The organism is Mesorhizobium monacense (assembly GCF_056781675.1).
The window spans coordinates 4,426,213-4,442,566 of sequence record NZ_CM165567.1; the positions used below are offsets into that span (position 1 = coordinate 4,426,213).

At 64.0% G+C, this 16,354-nt stretch carries 15 protein-coding genes and 1 riboswitch; of the genes, 10 read left to right on the forward strand and 5 right to left on the reverse strand.

The genetic code is table 11. The features are described 5' to 3' along the window. Together AC1RUK_RS21405 and AC1RUK_RS21410 are read left to right on the forward strand one after the other, a co-directional pair. Positions 1-1,521: a hydrogenase large subunit gene (locus tag AC1RUK_RS21405; protein ID WP_481839067.1), complete on the forward strand. Its 1,521-nt coding sequence runs from the start codon at positions 1-3 to the stop codon at positions 1,519-1,521. Positions 1,522-1,532: 11 nt separating this feature from the next. Then, positions 1,533-2,072 carry an NADH-quinone oxidoreductase subunit B family protein gene (locus tag AC1RUK_RS21410; protein ID WP_436171104.1) on the forward strand — a complete coding sequence of 180 codons (540 nt, stop codon included), beginning with the start codon at positions 1,533-1,535 and terminating at the stop codon, positions 2,070-2,072. Between the two features lie 424 nt (positions 2,073-2,496). Here the strand turns inward: AC1RUK_RS21410 and AC1RUK_RS21415 are convergent, their stop codons facing one another. The 5 genes from AC1RUK_RS21415 to bioB are packed head-to-tail and all read right to left on the reverse strand — an operon-like array spanning position 2,497 to position 7,451. Next, the gene (locus tag AC1RUK_RS21415) at positions 2,497-3,480 is read right to left on the reverse strand and encodes a 3-oxopimeloyl-[acyl-carrier-protein] synthase BioZ (protein ID WP_481839066.1); all 984 of its coding nucleotides are present in this window, start codon (positions 3,478-3,480) and stop codon (positions 2,497-2,499) included. Continuing rightward, positions 3,477-4,742 (reverse strand): adenosylmethionine--8-amino-7-oxononanoate transaminase, encoded by a 1,266-nt coding sequence (locus AC1RUK_RS21420; RefSeq protein ID WP_481839065.1) that lies wholly within the window; start codon positions 4,740-4,742, stop codon positions 3,477-3,479. The genes AC1RUK_RS21415 and AC1RUK_RS21420 overlap by 4 nt, the downstream gene beginning before the upstream one ends. Continuing rightward, positions 4,742-5,377, reverse strand: coding sequence for a dethiobiotin synthase (gene bioD / locus AC1RUK_RS21425; protein WP_481839064.1), 636 nt, complete (start codon positions 5,375-5,377; stop codon positions 4,742-4,744). The genes AC1RUK_RS21420 and bioD overlap by 1 nt, the downstream gene beginning before the upstream one ends. Next, positions 5,374-6,513, reverse strand: coding sequence for an 8-amino-7-oxononanoate synthase (locus AC1RUK_RS21430; RefSeq protein ID WP_481839063.1), 1,140 nt, complete (start codon positions 6,511-6,513; stop codon positions 5,374-5,376). Before AC1RUK_RS21430 ends, bioD begins: the two co-directional genes overlap by 4 nt. Then, the gene (gene bioB, locus AC1RUK_RS21435) at positions 6,510-7,451 is read right to left on the reverse strand and encodes a biotin synthase BioB (RefSeq protein WP_481839437.1); all 942 of its coding nucleotides are present in this window, start codon (positions 7,449-7,451) and stop codon (positions 6,510-6,512) included. The genes AC1RUK_RS21430 and bioB overlap by 4 nt, the downstream gene beginning before the upstream one ends. Positions 7,452-8,102: 651 nt before the next feature. Here bioB and AC1RUK_RS21440 point away from each other — a divergent pair. The 8 genes from AC1RUK_RS21440 to thiS all read left to right on the forward strand — a co-directional run bounded on the left by AC1RUK_RS21440 (position 8,103) and on the right by thiS (position 16,353). After that, positions 8,103-9,077, forward strand: a complete 975-nt coding sequence (locus AC1RUK_RS21440; RefSeq protein WP_481839436.1) for an NUDIX hydrolase — start codon at positions 8,103-8,105, stop codon at positions 9,075-9,077. Positions 9,078-9,143: 66 nt separating this feature from the next. After that, positions 9,144-10,118, forward strand: a complete 975-nt coding sequence (nadA, locus tag AC1RUK_RS21445; RefSeq protein WP_481839062.1) for a quinolinate synthase NadA — start codon at positions 9,144-9,146, stop codon at positions 10,116-10,118. Continuing rightward, positions 10,115-11,656 carry an L-aspartate oxidase gene (locus AC1RUK_RS21450; RefSeq protein ID WP_481839061.1) on the forward strand — a complete coding sequence of 514 codons (1,542 nt, stop codon included), beginning with the start codon at positions 10,115-10,117 and terminating at the stop codon, positions 11,654-11,656. The genes nadA and AC1RUK_RS21450 overlap by 4 nt, the downstream gene beginning before the upstream one ends. Next, positions 11,656-12,510 (forward strand): carboxylating nicotinate-nucleotide diphosphorylase, encoded by an 855-nt coding sequence (nadC, locus tag AC1RUK_RS21455; RefSeq protein ID WP_481839060.1) that lies wholly within the window; start codon positions 11,656-11,658, stop codon positions 12,508-12,510. Before AC1RUK_RS21450 ends, nadC begins: the two co-directional genes overlap by 1 nt. Before the next feature lie 63 nt (positions 12,511-12,573). Then, positions 12,574-13,026 (forward strand): aspartate 1-decarboxylase, encoded by a 453-nt coding sequence (gene panD / locus AC1RUK_RS21460; protein ID WP_481839059.1) that lies wholly within the window; start codon positions 12,574-12,576, stop codon positions 13,024-13,026. A 107-nt stretch (positions 13,027-13,133) separates the two neighbouring features. After that, a riboswitch (TPP riboswitch) is annotated at positions 13,134-13,250 on the forward strand. 103 nt (positions 13,251-13,353) lie between these two features. Beyond that, the gene (thiC, locus tag AC1RUK_RS21465; RefSeq protein ID WP_481839058.1) at positions 13,354-15,189 is read left to right on the forward strand and encodes a phosphomethylpyrimidine synthase ThiC; all 1,836 of its coding nucleotides are present in this window, start codon (positions 13,354-13,356) and stop codon (positions 15,187-15,189) included. Beyond that, positions 15,186-16,187 carry a glycine oxidase ThiO gene (gene thiO, locus AC1RUK_RS21470; protein ID WP_481839057.1) on the forward strand — a complete coding sequence of 334 codons (1,002 nt, stop codon included), beginning with the start codon at positions 15,186-15,188 and terminating at the stop codon, positions 16,185-16,187. Before thiC ends, thiO begins: the two co-directional genes overlap by 4 nt. Further along, the gene (thiS, locus tag AC1RUK_RS21475) at positions 16,156-16,353 is read left to right on the forward strand and encodes a sulfur carrier protein ThiS (RefSeq protein WP_481839056.1); all 198 of its coding nucleotides are present in this window, start codon (positions 16,156-16,158) and stop codon (positions 16,351-16,353) included. The genes thiO and thiS overlap by 32 nt, the downstream gene beginning before the upstream one ends. Position 16,354: the final 1 nt, after the last annotated feature.

Below are 16,354 nucleotides of genomic sequence, written 5' to 3' on the forward strand. Positions count from 1 at the left end.
ATGAACAAGAAACCCGCACTGGTTGATCTCATCGAAGCCGGCCGGCCTGTCGGAAACCACGCTCCCTGGCGGCGCGCCGTTGTGACCCCAAAGGCCTGGACCCTTGCGGTGGACCAGCTTGCCGAAGGCCGCTGGCGTCTGCTCGGCCTTTGGGGGGAGCCGGACCGGATCCATATGACGCTTCTCGGCGAAGGTCTAGACATCGGCGTTATCAGCCTGGAATGCCGCCGCGGCCGCTACCCGTCTGTCGGCGAACGACACTCGCCGGCCTTGCGCCTCGAGCGTGCCGCGGCGGACCTCTTCGGGCTGTCGCCGCAGGGGCTCCCCGATACCCGTCGCTGGCTCGACCACGGCCAATGGGGCGTCAGCCATCCCCTGGCGGCGCGACCTCAGCCGCCGGCGACCGCTTCCTCCTACCGGTTCCTTGCCGCGGAAGGCGAGAGCCTCCACCAGATCCCGGTCGGACCAGTGCATGCCGGGATCATCGAACCGGGACACTTCCGGTTTACGGCAAGCGGCGAAACAGTTGTGCGGCTGGAGGAGCGCCTCGGCTACGTGCACAAGGGTATCGAAGGCCTGATGGCAGGGGCGACCATCGAGCGCGCTGCCATGCTGGCGGGCAGGACCTCCGGCGACAGCACGGTGGCCTATTCCCTTGCCTTTGCCCGCGCCGTCGAGGCGGCTCTCGGCATTGCGGTTCCGCCGCGCGCAATCTGGCTGCGGGCGCTGATGGCCGAGCTGGAGCGTCTTGCCAATCATCTCGGCGATATCGGCGCCATCTGCAACGACGCCGCCTTCGCGATCATGCATGCTCATTGCGGCGTGCTGCGCGAGCGTGTGCTGCGCGCCAGCGAGGCGGCCTTCGGCCACCGGTTGATGCGCGACCGCATCGTGCCCGGGGGCGTGGCAAGCGATTTGAACGAAGCGGGGACGGAGGCCGTCCGCTCGCTGATCGCGGAGATCAGGCGGCGCTTTCCTCATCTGGTCGAGCTCTACGACAACACGGCGTCGCTGCAGGACCGCACCGTCGCCACCGGCCGGCTCAGGGTCGAGCTCGCCCGTCAATATGCAGCGGGCGGCTATGTCGGCCGGGCCTCCGGCCGGGATTTCGATGCGCGGCGCACGCCAGGCTATGCGCCTTACGATGAACTCACCTTCGACGTGCCCGTCCTCCAGGAGGGCGATGTCAACGCGCGCGTCTGGATCCGCATCCGCGAGGTCGAGCAGAGCCTGTCGCTCATCGAGCAGATCCTGGAGCGGCTGCCCGGCGGTCCGATCCGCGTCGATATCGCCGGGCCTGACGGGCCGCGCGAAGGCATGGCGCTGGTCGAGGGTTTTCGAGGCGACATCCTGGCCTGGCTGCGCATCGGCAAGAGCGGCAATATCGAGCGCTGCCACCTGCGTGACCCATCATGGTTTCAATGGCCGCTTCTTGAAGCAGCGATCGAGGGAAATATCGTCGCCGACTTCCCGCTCTGCAACAAATCGTTCAACTGCTCCTACTCTGGTCACGATCTCTAAGGCATTCTGCCATGCGCAAGCACCTCTTCGAAGGCCTGACACGGACCCCTCTCACCGAGCGTCCGCCTGAGGCGAGCCAGACGGCGATCGACGAACTCGCCCGCGCGCTAAACGGCGCTGCCCGCAAGCAACTGGGCCGTAGCCTGTCGATCCGGGCGGTCGACGCCGGTTCCTGCAATGGCTGCGAACTCGAAATGCACGCGCTGAACAATGCTTTCTATGACGTCGAACGTTTCGGAATCCGGTTCGTCGCGTCGCCGCGCCATGCCGATGTGCTGCTTGTCACGGGCCCGGTCACAAAGAACATGCGCGAGGCGCTGAAGCGGACTTATGACGCGACACCGGCCCCCAAATGGGTGGTTGCCATTGGCGACTGCGCCAGGAACGGCGGCTGTTTCGCTGGCAGCTATGCGATCGTGGGAGGCGTGTCAGAGGTGCTGCCGGTCGATCTGCACATTCCAGGCTGTCCGCCGCCACCAATCGAAATTCTGAAAGGCCTGCTCAGCCTGCTTGAGGGGGTAAATTCAAAGGCTGGTGTTCTCCCAGGTTGAATTCCCATGTGGAGGTTTTCCAGGTCGGCCTCGTCGCTGCATGTATCCAATGCATGGCCGTGATTTTAGCGACTCTTGGAATCTTGCTAGCCGCGCGACATGAGCTGATCTGGCGCCTTTGGACGCCAATGCTAACGCCGCGCCCGAGTTGGATTCGTACCGACGTCACGCGGCCGCTCTTCAGGGCAACCACTGATACCGACATTCGCTCATCGTAAAGATTTGAGACTAAGTCGCATAACCGCAGCGCCGCCGAGTAGACCGTTCAGCACTACCATGGTGAATGCCAAAATCGTCAGTCCAGCAGGCGTGTTTGACGATTTTATCTACCCCTCATGCGGGGCAGCTTGAATTCACCGGTCTCTAAAGTCTCAACAAATTTTCGATCTCGACCAGCACCGACCGGGCGATGGAGGTTCCCCCGCTAAATTCCGACGACGAGGGCGCCACCGCTGAGACCGGCACCCGCGGCCGCCAGAAGAATTTTCTCGCCGGGCCGAAACGGCTGCATCCGATGGGCCAGCGACAGCGAGAGCGGGATCGTCGCGGCGGAAGAATTGCCATAGTCGGCGATCGTCTTGACGATCGCGTGATCGGCTATGCCGAGGTTTCGCCCGACCGCATCGAAAATGCGGGCATTGGCCTGATGCGGCACAAACCGATCGATGTCCTGCGGCCGCATTCGAGCAGCAGTGAGGGCGTCCTGCGAGCAGGCGGTCATCATCTCCACGGCCTTGGCGAACACTTCGCGGCCGTCGGTGATCGTCATTCGGGTCTGCTCGAGGTCGAGGTCGCCATGGAACGGGGTGTTGCTTCCGCCGGCGGGAATCTGGATCAGCCCGTAGCGCGAGCCGTCGGAATTCACCGAAGCGCCGAGAATGCCTCGATCCGGGTCATCGCACGGACCAATCACCACGGCGCCGGCGGCATCGGCAAACAGCACGGCGCTGGCGCGCTCGGCCGGATTGATGCGGCGGCTGAGGATGTTGGCGGCAATGACAAGGCTCGCTTTGCCGTGCAGGCGGGTGAAGCCGTCGGCGAACATCAGTGCATAGATGAAACCGGCGCAGGCGCCGGTGAGGTCGACCGCGCCGGCCCGGCCGAGCCCGAGCCGATGTGCGACCAGCGGCGCGCTTGGCGGCAGAAGGTGATCGGGCGTCGAGGTGGCAAGCAACAGCAGACCGATGTCGCCGCGCTCGATGCCGGCATTTGCCAGCGCCATGTCGCCGGCAGAGGCGGCAAGGCCCGACAGCGTGTCTTCGTCCGTCGCCCAGAAGCGGGACCGTATCCCGGTGCGCCGCTCGATCCAGCCGGGTTCAAGCCCGAGACGATCTTCGATTTCCGGGTTCTCCACCTTGCGCGCCGGCGCATGATGACCAAGCCCGAGAATGCGTGACGATCTGCTCATGGCTTTGAGCCGAAGCGTTCGCCGGCCTCCTCGATCGCGTCATAGAGCCCGTCCAACTCGTCTCCGGTGATGCAATAGGGTGGCAGAAGATAGAGGACATTGCCGAGCGGGCGCACAAGCAGGCCGCGCTCGAGGAAAAAAGCGCGCAGTTTTGGCCCGATCTCGGCCAGATAGCCGGCAGAGTCGGTACGCAGATCGAGGGCGGCGATCGTGCCGGTCGCCCGACTATCGATGAACAAGGGATTGTCGCGGAAGCGTTGAAGCCCGGCGGCCTGCTTCGCGCTCAGGGCCGCAATGCGCTCGGCCACCGGCTCGTCACGCCAGATCTCGACATTGGCGAGTGCGGCCGCGCAGGCGATCGGATTGGCGGTGTAGGAGCTCGAATGGAAAAACGTCTTCTGCCGGTCCTCGGAATAGTGGGCCTGGAAAATGGCATCGGTGGCGAGCGTGGCGGCCAGCGGGATGGCGCCGCCGGTCAAGCCCTTCGAGGTGCACAGGATATCAGGAGAGATGGACGCCTGCTCGCAGGCGAACATGGTTCCGGTGCGCCCCCAGCCGGTCATCACCTCGTCGGCGATCAGTAGCGTGCTGGAGGTCTCGGCGATCTTCTTCAATTCGACCAGAACCCAGGCCGGATACATCAGCATGCCGCCGGCGCCAAGCACGAGAGGCTCAACGATCACTGCGGCCGCGCGCCGGTCGCGGGAGAGTGCCTCGAACCGATCCAGCGTCTCCTGCTCGCGCCCTGCGGCCGGGAAGGGAATGGTGTCGACCTCGAACAGCAAGGGCTCGTAGGCGGCGTTGAACACGCCGCGGGCGCCAACACTCATCGTGCCGATCGTGTCGCCATGGTAGCTGTGCTCCATGACAACGATGCGCGAGCGCGGTGTGCCGATGTTGCGGAAATAGCCGAGCGCCATCTTCAGTGCGACTTCAACGCAAGTCGAGCCACTGTCGGAATAGAACACCCGGTCGAGCCCGGGCGGAGCAAGGTCGACAAGCGCCTCTGCCAGGCGTTCGGCCGGCTCGTGGGTGAAGCCCGCGAAGATGATCTGGTCGAGAGCAGACGCAGTCGTCTCGATGGCCTTCATGATGCGGGGATGGCGGTGGCCATGGGTGACGACCCACCAGGAGGAAATGGCGTCCAGGATGCGAGAGCCGTCGGCCTTGTGGAGATAGGCTCCCTCAGTCAGGACGATTTCAGGAATCGCCGGCTCGAGCGCGTGCTGGGTGAAGGGATGCCAGACTCGAGACTGCGCCATCAGTCGCCTCCGGCAATCAAAGCGAGGTCGAAGCCGGCAACCATCGCTGCTCTCAGCGCTTCACCCGTCAGCGGATCGAGGCGCGGCAGCCTGCCGAGTTGTGGCACGCCGCTGAATTCCACGATTGTCCTTTGCGTGTCGGCTACCTCTTCGCCGATGAAGGCGATGCCGATGAGCGGGATGGAGCGGGCCCGCAGAGCCTCGATCGACAGCAGGGTATGGTTGATTGTGCCGAGCGCGGTGCGCGCGCAAAGGATGACTGGCAGTTGCCATTCCCGGAAAATGTCGATGAACCTTGTCTGTCGATTAAGCGGCACCATCAGCCCGCCGGCGCCTTCGATGATGAGCGGACCCGGCAAGTCTGGAAGTGAGAGCTTGGCCGCCTCGATCGCGACGCCGTCGATTTCGGCTGATCGATGCGGCGACAGCGGCATCCTCAGACGGTAAACTTCCGGCAGGACGCGCCCGGCGGGCAAGCCGGAAAGCCGGGCAACGACCTCGCTGTCAGTCTCTTCGTCGAGGCCCGATTGCACCGGCTTCCAGTAGAAGCCGTCGAGCAGGCCGGCGAGCCCTGCCGAAAACACTGTCTTGCCAATTCCAGTGTCTGTTCCGGTGACGACGATGCGCTTGATCATGCCGTGGCCAACACCTCGACAAGCGCCTCGACCATGGCGGAAATGTCGGTTTCGTCGACGTTGAGCGTCAGGGAAATGCGCAGGCGCGATGTGCCCTCGGGTACGGTCGGCGGACGAATGCCGCGTATGTCGAAGCCGCGGGCCTGCAGTCCTGCCGCTACCGCCATGGTGCGCCTGTTCTCGCCGATGACAAATGGCTGGATCTGCGAGCCGCTGGGTACCACGCCGCAGCGCTCGGCCAATTGGCGGCCCGCGAGGGCGACACGCTCATGCAATTGAACGCGGCGCATCGGTTCGTCGGACAGCATGGCGAGCGCTTCGCGCGCCGCGACCGCCATCAGCGGCGACGGCGCAGTGGCGTAGATGAATGGCCGGCACCGGTTGACGAGATAGTCGCACAGCGTTCCCGGCCCGGTGACAAGCGCGCCGGACGCGCCGAGCGCCTTGCCGCATGTATGCAGCGCAACGATGTTGTCGCGGCCCTCGAACGCGGCCGCCAGCCCGCGGCCGTCCGGTCCCCAGACGCCAGTGGCATGCGCCTCGTCGACGACGATGAATGCCTCGTGCCGATCGGCAAGCGCGACAAGGCTCTCCAACGGCGCGCAGTCGCCATCCATGCTGTAGAGGCTTTCGACCGCGATCCAGATACGCCCCATGCCGCCTTCGGCGCGCCATCGCGTGATCGCGTCCTCGACAGCGTTGACGTCGTTGTGCGCGGCCAGCACGAACTCGGCGCGGCCGGCATGCACGCCCTCATGCATGCTGGCATGGGCGAGTTCGTCGAGGACCAGCAGGTCGCCCTTCTGCGGCAGCGCGGTCAGCAGTGCGAAGTTGGCGATGTAACCGCTGCCGAAGAACAGCGCGCGTTCGGCGCCAAAGAATGCCGCGGCGTCCGCCTCCAGTTGCTCATGCTCTGGTGCATTGCCGCGCAACAGCCGCGAACCGGTGGCGCCGACCGGCGTGCCCTGCGCGATGGCCGCCGCAACGGCTTCGCCAAGTCTTTTGGAGGCGGCATGCCCAAGATAGTCGTTCGAAGAGAAGTCGAGGCCGGTGCGCGGCGACAGCGTCCGCAGCCGGTCCTTGCGTGCCAGCCCCTGCAAGGTTGCGTCATAGCGGGCAAGAGGTGCCCCGCTCATTGCGCCTCGCGTTCCATCGGCTCGATGCCGAGGCGGCGAAACAGGAGAGTATCCTTGTCTTCGCCGGGATTGTCCGCCGTCAACAGCGTGTCGCCGACGAAGATCGAATTGGCGCCGGCAAAGAAGCACAGTGCCTGCATCTCGTCGGTCATGGCAGTGCGGCCGGCGGAAAGTCGAACGTGCGATTTCGGCATCATGATGCGCGCCAGCGCGATCACCCGCACGAATTCGATCGGCTCGATGGGCCTGGCGTCGGCTAGCGGGGTGCCGTCGATCGGGATCAGCATGTTGATTGGAACGCTTTCGGGATGCTCCGGCAGATTGGCCAGCGTCACCAACATGTCGATCCGGTCCACCGGTTCTTCACCCATGCCGACAATACCGCCACAGCAGACCTTGATGCCGCTGTCGCGGACATTGGCAAGCGTATCGAGCCGGTCGGCAAAGCTGCGGGTCGAGATGATCTCGCTGTAGTAGCGCTCCGACGTGTCAATGTTGTGGTTATAGTAGTCGAGGCCCGCCTGTTTCAGTCGAGCGGCCTGCTCGAGATCGAGCATGCCGAGCGTCATGCAGGTCTCCATGCCCAGCGCCTTGACGCCTTCGACCATCGCCACGACCGCATCCATGTCGCGCGCCTTGGGGTTTCGCCAGGCAGCACCCATGCAATAGCGGGTGGCGCCGGCATCGCGCGCCTTGGTCGCCTCGGCGATGACGCGCCTGACCTCCATCAGCTTCGACGCCTTCAAACCGCTTTCGTGATGCGCAGACTGGCTGCAATAACCGCAATCCTCGGGGCATCCGCCGGTCTTGATGCTGAGAAGCCGGCTGAGCTGGACCTTATTGGGATCGAAATTCCGGCGATGAACCGTCTGCGCCTGAAACAAAAGGTCATTGAAAGGCGCGTCGTGGAGGGCCTGGGCTTCTTCCAGGGTCCACATCCGGCCGCCGTCGAAGGATTGAACTTCAGGCAGGGTCTTTTCCGAAATCGCTGCGTGCATTTCCATCCTGTTCCTTGCGTTGTGGCCACATGGCGCCTTGAATCCGCGGACTGCGTCCAAAAGAGCATAGTTGTCGAACTTCTCCCAGGTGCCGTCCTTCCTTGTGGACTCTGTCCTTGATCATCGATCAGGGGGCTTGGGCCTCATCAGCACATTGTCCCACCAGTTATCGGCGATGTGAGGCAGTTCGACAGCAGGCTCCCTGCCCAACAAGAGCCCTAGCACGCGCGGCGGTGTGAGTGGCATTTGTTGCACGCGGCACCCTGTCGCGTTTGCGACGGCGCAGGCGACTGCGGCAGGCGGATTGAGAATGGGCACCTCGCCAGCGCCCTTTACGCCGAGGGGACCGATGGAAGGCGCGCCTTCATAGAGATCTTCAGAGGGGCGTTTGCCCTTGAACAGGCAACTTCCAAGGGTGAGCGATCTGGCTGTCGCTTTTGGTATAGAAATGCGCCGACGCGAAGGGCAAAGACCAAGACGTGGTCGAATGTGCCGTCCTTGACGACGTTGACGGGCAGCAGGCAGCAGTTCACCCTTCTCACATTGGTCCCTCCGGGGCGGACTTGATAATTGGAATTCGATCAAATCCCTATGCAAGACAGGAAAACTCCGGCGAAGAAAGAGACCGCAAAAAGCGACCGCGGCCAGGCCGTCAGCGCGGACCTGATCGCTGTTGTGATCGCCGTGACAAATGGTGAGCCACGCGTGCTGACCATCGGACAGGCCGCCGGTGCTTTGCCATCCGGACCCTTTGAACTCGGCCACCGTTCCTTGCAGTCGGGCCTAAGAGCCTGGGTAGAGCGGCAGACCGGTCATCCGCTGGGCTATATCGAACAGCTTTACACCTTCGCCGACCGCGACCGGATCGGTGACGAGCACGTACAGCGCGTGATCTCAATCAGCTATCTCGGCCTGACGCGGGAAGAGCAGACGGAGAGGTCGCCAGCGAATGGATGGCACGGCTGGTACGACTATTTTCCGTGGGAGGATCACCGCGCAGGCGTGCCGACCTTAGTGTCTGGCATTCTCATGCCCCAACTGCGGGCCTGGGCCGATGAGGCCGAAGACCCGGACACGCGTCACGACCGCTGGCAGCGCGCGGCAATCGCTTTTGGCTTCGATGAGTGCCACTGGAACGAGGAACTCGTCCTGCAGCGATACGAACTGCTCTACGAAGCCGCGCTGGTCGCGGAATCCAGACGCAGCAGCAACACAGGCAGCGCGCCGTCAGTTCCCGGCCGTCCGATGATTGCCGATCATCGCCGTATTCTGGCAACGGGGATCGCCAGACTGCGAACCAAGATCAAGTACCGGCCCGTCGTGTTCGAGCTGATGCCAGCGACGTTCACATTGCTGCAATTGCAGCGAACCGTGGAGGCACTGGCAGGCCGGCTCGTTCACAAGCCAAACTTTCGGCGAATCATCGAAGAGCAAGATCTGGTCGAGGAGACAGGCGAGACAATGTCCGCCACCGGGGGGCGCCCAGCGAAGCGCTTCCGCTTTCGCCAAACGGTTCTGGCGGAGCGAACTGTCGCAGGGACGAAATTGCCCCTCTCACGCGTTTGACATTCCTTATACTCAGGATAAGTATATGCCCTAGTTATACTCATTTAGAGAATAATAGGGTTGACCATGCTCAGCACCTCCGCACGTACGGTTGCGCTCTATGATCGGGTGCGACGGGTCATCCCGCCCATCGAATGGCCGGCTTTCACCGGTGATATCGAAGCCATCCTCGATCTGAAACGGCAGCGCAATGCCGTCATCCTGGCGCACAACTACCAGACGCCGGAGATCTTCCACTGTGTTGCCGACATCGTCGGCGACAGCTTGGCGCTCGCCCGCAAGGCAATGGCAGTCGATGCCGATGTCATCGTTCTCGCCGGCGTGCATTTCATGGCCGAGACGGCCAAGTTGCTCAACCCGGGCAAAACAGTGCTTATCCCGGACACGCAAGCCGGCTGCTCGCTCGCCGATTCCATTACGGCCGAGGATGTCCGCCTGCTGCGGCAGCGCTATCCTGGCATACCGATCGTCACCTACGTCAACACTTCCGCGGCTGTGAAGGCAGAGTCCGACATCTGCTGTACCTCCGGCAATGCGAAAGCCGTGGTGGAGTCGCTGGGTGTTCCTCGGGTGATCATGTTGCCGGACGAGTATCTGGCCCAGAACATCGCCGCACAGACCGATGTGCAGATCATCGCCTGGAAAGGGCATTGCGAGGTGCATGAGCGCTTCACGCCTGCCGACATCCGCCAACTGCGCGAGGACCATCCCGGTGTGACGGTACTCGCCCATCCCGAGTGTCCACCCGAAGTGGTGACTGAGGCCGATTTTTCCGGCTCGACCGCTGCCATGTCCGACTATGTCGGGCAGCGAAAGCCGGCACGGGTCGTGCTGATGACGGAATGCTCGATGAGCGACAATGTCGCGGTCGAACACCCCGATGTCGAGTTCATCCGGCCCTGCAATTTGTGCCCGCACATGAAGCGGATAACGCTCGCCAACATTCGTTCGTCGCTCGAACACAACCGCCACGCTGTGACAATCGAGCCGGAGATTGCCGGGCGCGCGCGGCTGGCCGTCGAGCGGATGCTGGCCGTATGAACATGGACGTCCGCGATCTCGCCGGCCGGCCGGTCATCATTGGCGGCGGCGTAGCCGGGCTGATGACGGCGCTTCACCTGGCGCCCGAGCCGGTGCTTCTGCTATCGAGATCACCGCTTGGCGCGGACGCGTCGAGCGCGTGGGCGCAGGGTGGGCTTGCTGCCAGCCTGGGCAACGATGATGAGCCAGCGCTCCATCTTTCCGACACGCTCGCCGCAGGTGATGGTCTTTGCGACAAGCAAGCAGCAACGCGCATCGTGCACGCCGCGCCCGCCGCGACTGAGGATCTGGCGCGCCTTGGGGTTCGCTTCGACCGGACGCCGACAGGCGCCCTTCGTCTCGGATTGGAAGCGGCGCACAGCCGGCGGCGCATCGTTCATGCCGGAGGCGACGGGAGCGGCCGGGAGGTCATGCGCGCACTGGTCGCCGCCGTGAAATCGACGCCGACCATAGAGGTCGTCGAGGGCTTCGAAGCGCGCCGGCTGGCCGTGGAGGACGGCAGGGTCACCGGGGTGATGGCGAGTTGTTCGACAGGTCCGGTGTTCCTCGCCACGGGACGGGTCGTCCTCGCCACGGGCGGGATTGGCGGGCTGTTTCAGGATTCAACCAACCCGCTGAGCAGTTGCGGGCAGGGCCTGGCGCTCGCTGCGCATGCGGGTGCCGTCCTTGCCGACCTGGAGTTCATCCAGTTCCACCCGACCGCGCTCGATGGGCCGGGCCGTCCGATGCCGCTCATCAGCGAGGCGGTTCGCGGCGAAGGTGCGGTGATCGTCGGCGAGACAGGCCGACGTTTCCTCGACGGCGTGCGAGGGGCGGAACTCGCACCGCGCGACATCGTCGCGCGCGCCGTCTGGCGCCATCTTGCCGACGGCCATCGCGTCTTCCTCGACGTACGCGAAAAGCCAGGCGCGACATTCGCGCAGCAGTTTCCCACCATCGCGTTGGCCTGCAGCAAGGCCGGCATCGATCCAGCGCGTGATCTCATCCCGATCCGGCCGGCGCAGCACTATCACATGGGTGGCATCGCCGTGGATCTGGCCGGGCGTACTTCCGTTCCGGGACTTTGGGCTTGCGGAGAGGTCGCTTCGACCGGGCTGCACGGCGCCAACCGGCTTGCCAGCAATTCCTTGACCGAGGCCGTCGTCTGCGCGCGCTGGGTTGCCGAGAGTGTAGCTGGTTCGCCCGACGGCAGCGGAAAACCAGCGACGGCACCTGACCTGCCCACGCCGAACCCAAAGCCTGTGCGCCCTCTCCTGTCGCGTGCCCTCGGCGTCATGCGAGATGGCGAAGGGTTGAAAGAGGCCGCGCGGGCCTTGCTGCCGCTGTTGCAGCGGCACGACGCGGCGTCCGATCCCGCCGCCGTCGGGCTGATGATCACCCTTGCCGCCTTGCTGCGCCGGGAAAGCCGCGGTGCTCATTTCCGGACCGACTTTCCGCATCATGCAACCGTCGCTCGCCGCTCCGAAATCACGCTCGACGCGGCTGTGGCGGCAGCGCGGGAACTCGCATCCTCCCCGGCACTCGAAAGCGTCCTGTGATGAACCTCTCACCCCTTCCCGCAATCATGCTCGAGCCACTGGTCCGGGCAGCTCTGCTCGAAGATCTCGGCAGGGCCGGCGACCTGACCTCGGACGCCGTCGTACCGAAAGATCATCATGCGACAACAGTGCTGACTGCGCGTCAGGCCGGAACTGTCGCCGGGCTCGATCTGGCGACGCTCGCCTTCCGGCTCATCGACAAGAGCGTCGACGTGAAAGTGCATCTGCCTGACGGCATCGCCGTCGCGCAAGGCGAGATCATTGCCTCGGTGCGCGGTCCGGCCCGCGCCATACTCACGGCGGAACGGACGGCGCTCAATTTTCTTTGTCATTTGAGCGGCATCGCCACGGCGACCGCATCGGTCGTCGCGGCTGTTCGGGGCCACGCTGCGAAGATCGTTTGCACACGCAAGACGACGCCTGGATTGCGGGCGGTCGAAAAGTATGCCGTGCGCGCCGGCGGCGGCGCCAATCACCGTTTCGGCCTCGACGACGCCATCCTGATCAAGGACAACCACATCGCCGTCGCCGGCGGAATTCGCCCCGCCATCGAGCGGGCGCGGGCCGGCGCCGGCCATCTCGTCAAGATCGAAGTTGAGGTTGATACGCTGGCCCAGTTGGAAGAAGCCTTGCCCCTCGCCCCCGACGCAGTGCTGCTCGACAATATGTCGGTCGACGCGTTGCGGCAGGCGGTGGCCATGGTTGCCGGCCGGGCAATCACCGAGGCGTCAGGCAGGATCACCGTCAATACGGCGTCAGCCGTCGCCGCGACCGGTGTCGATCTGATTTCCATCGGCTGGTTGACCCACAGTGCGCAGATCCTCGACATCGGGCTCGACTACCGTGAGCTTTGACCGTCGAGCCTGGCCGTCGGCAGCTGAATGACTTCTTCTCGACACGAATAGGGCACCGGACCAATGCGAAAAATAGTCGCCGGCAAGCTGCACGGCATCCATGTCACCGAAGCGAACCTCAATTACCTTGGATCGATAACGCTGGACCCTGACCACTGTGAAGCAGCCGGGATCCTGCCCATGGAGTTCGTGGATATCTGGAACAAGAATTCCGGTGCGCGGATTTCGACCTATGTCATTCTCGGCGAGCGCGGCTCACGATGCTGCATCCTCAATGGTGCGGCCGCCCGCACCTGCCAGCCCGGCGACCAAATCATCGTCTGCAACTCCCTCTACGTGGACGAAGCGCGGATCACCGCAGTGAAGCCGCGGATCGTCACGTTCGACCAAGACAACCACATACGCGACCGCCTGAGCTACTCGGTCGATCTTGACACGCACGGCCGGTACAGTTTTTCCATCCTTGACGAGGCGAATGCGGCTTTGGCCATTCGCGCGCTGGTCTCCGGGGCGTGACTTGCTCTCCATACCCGCGCGTGCATTTCCGCTGCGTTTGATTGGTCGCCTATCACCGCAGCGGGCCGAATGCGCTTGACAAGACAGCGCCGGCCCGTTCAATTCGATGCATTCACCAGGGGAGTCCCGGCAAGGGGCTGAGATACTGCTGGCTTTCGCGGCGCAGTGACCCGTTGAACCTGATCCAGTTCATACTGGCGTAGGGACGGTGCAAGCGCTTTGCGGGAGTTTACGCCCGAGATCCTGTTTCGGCAGGTCGACAGAAGCGTCTTTTCATCCTTCCGGCACAGAACTGGGTCTCCAATGCATGAGCAAAGGAGCCTCACGATGAATGCCCTCACCCCCGCCGTGTCGACGGGACCACTGCCCGCCTCGCGGAAGATCCACAAGTCCGGCGTCTTCCATCCGCACATCAAAGTGCCGATGCGCGAAATCTCAGTCCATCCGACGGCCGGGGAGCCGCCCGTCACCGTCTACGATCCGTCCGGCCCCTATACCGACCCTGCTCTCGAAACCAGCATCGAAAAGGGCCTTGCCCGGCTTCGCCACGAATGGGTCACGGCGCGCGGCGATGTCGAAGCCTATGACGGCCGCCATGTCCGGCCGGAAGACAATGGGTTCGCCACCGGCGAGCGCCTGACGCCGGAATTTCCCATTCGTAACCGGCCGCTCAGGGCCAAGGCAGGCAAGGCGGTCACCCAGCTTGCCTATGCGCGCGCCGGTATCATCACGCCTGAAATGGAGTTCGTCGCGATCCGCGAGAACCTCGGCCGCGAGATCCTGCGCGGCAAGCTTGAGCGCGACGGCGAAGCCTTCGGCGCGGCGATCCCAGACTTCGTCACGCCGGAATTCGTGCGCGACGAGGTGGCTCGCGGCCGGGCGATCATTCCCGCAAACATCAATCATCCCGAGAGCGAGCCGATGATCATCGGCCGCAATTTCCTGGTGAAGATCAACGCCAATATCGGAAACTCAGCGGTCACCTCGTCGATGGCCGAGGAGGTGGAAAAGATGGTCTGGGCGATCCGCTGGGGCGCCGATACGGTGATGGACCTCTCGACCGGCCGCAACATCCACAACATCCGCGAATGGATCGTGCGCAATGCGCCGGTGCCGATCGGCACGGTGCCGCTCTATCAGGCGCTCGAAAAGGTCAACGGCATTGCCGAAGACCTGACCTGGGAGGTCTACCGCGACACGCTGATCGAACAGGCCGAACAGGGCGTCGACTATTTCACCATCCACGCCGGCGTGCGGCTGCACTACATCCCGCTGACCGTCGACCGGGTCACGGGCATCGTCTCGCGCGGTGGGTCGATCATGGCCAAATGGTGCCTGCACCATCACCGGGAGAGCTTCCTTTACGAGCATTTCGCCGAAATCTGCGACATCTGCCGCGCCTATGACGTGTCCTTTTCGCTCGGCGACGGCCTTCGTCCGGGCTCGATTGCCGACGCCAACGACGCGGCGCAATTCGCAGAGCTGGAAACGCTCGGCGAGCTGACGAAGATCGCCTGGGCAAAAGACTGCCAGGTGATGATCGAGGGGCCCGGCCACGTACCGATGCACAAGATCAAGGAGAACATGGACAAGCAACTCGCCGTCTGCGGCGAGGCGCCATTCTATACGCTTGGACCGCTGACGACCGACATCGCGCCGGGCTATGACCACATCACCTCCGGCATCGGCGCCGCGATGATCGGGTGGTTCGGCACTGCCATGCTCTGCTACGTCACGCCGAAGGAGCATCTCGGCCTTCCCGATCGCAACGATGTCAAGATTGGCGTGATCACCTACAAGATAGCTGCCCATGCCGCCGACCTGGCGAAGGGCCACCCAGCAGCGAAAACCAGGGATGATGCCCTTTCGCGTGCGCGCTTCGAGTTCCGCTGGGAAGACCAGTTCAACCTGTCGCTCGACCCCGAAACCGCGCGGTCCTTCCACGACCAGACCTTGCCCAAAGAGGCCCACAAGCTGGCGCATTTCTGCTCGATGTGCGGGCCGAAATTCTGCTCAATGCGAATATCCCACGACATCCGCGCCGAGGCTCAGAAAGAGGGCATGGCGGCGATGGCGGCGAAATACCGCGAGGGCGGCGATCTCTACGTGCCAGCGGAAGAGAGCGGCGCACCGCTCATGCCGGAGGCGCATGAGCCGTCATGAAGGAGTTGATCAAAGGGGCCGGCGTCGCCGGCCTCACCGCGGCCTTCGAACTCGCCACCCGCGGCGCGGCGGTGACGCTTGCCGAGACGAGGCTTAGCCTCGGCGGCAATGCGTCGTGGTTCGCCGGCGGCATGTTGGCGCCATGGTGCGAGCGTGAAAGCGCCGAGCAGCCGGTGCTCGATCTCGGACGCGACGCCGCCGACTGGTGGGATACGGCAACGCCCGGGCAGGTGACGCGGGCCGGAACACTGGTCGTGGCCGCGCCGCGCGATGCGGGCGAGCTCGACCGGTTTGCCAGTCGCACGTCGGGGTACAGGCCTGTCGATGAAAACGAAATCGCACAGCTCGAGCCGGACCTCGCCGGTCGCTTCCGCCGTGCGCTGTTCTTCCCCGACGAGGCCCATCTCGACCCACGCCAGGCGATGGCGGCACTGCATGACAGGCTGGCGGCGATGGGCGTCGAATTCCGCTTCGGTGCCGATGCCCGGCACATTTCCGGATTCGATCGCCGGATCGACTGCACGGGGATGGCGGCAGAAGACGATGGGTTGCGCGGCGTTCGCGGCGAAATGCTGATCCTGCGTACGCCGGATGTCTCGCTGTCGCGCCCGGTCCGTCTGCTTCATCCGCGCTTTCCGCTCTACGTGGTGCCGCGTGCCGACCACCATTTCATGGTTGGGGCGACGATGATCGAAAGCCAATCCGGGGGACCGGTCACGGCGCGTTCGATGATGGAGCTTCTGGGTGCCGCCTGCGCGCTCCATCCGGCATTCGGCGAGGCTGAGATCGTTGAGGCTGGTGTCGGCGTTCGTCCGGCCTTTCCAGACAACCTGCCGCGTGTCGAGGCACGCGGCAACACGGTCGCGATCAACGGGCTTTATCGCCATGGCTTTCTACTCGCGCCTGCCATGGCGCGCCAGGTGGCCGACCTGGTTTTCAATCAAGACGGAACCAAGGAGCTTGCTCATGAAACTGTTGGTCAACGGCGAAGCGCATGAGGTTGCCGCCACCACCCTGGCCGAGCTGCTTGCCGCGCTCGACTATGAGGGCGATTGGCTGGCGACCGCCGTCAACAGCGACCTCGTGCACAAAGCCAACCGCGCGGAGTTCCAGCTGAGCGACGGTGATCGGATCGAAATCCTCTCGCCCATGCAGGGAGGCTAGC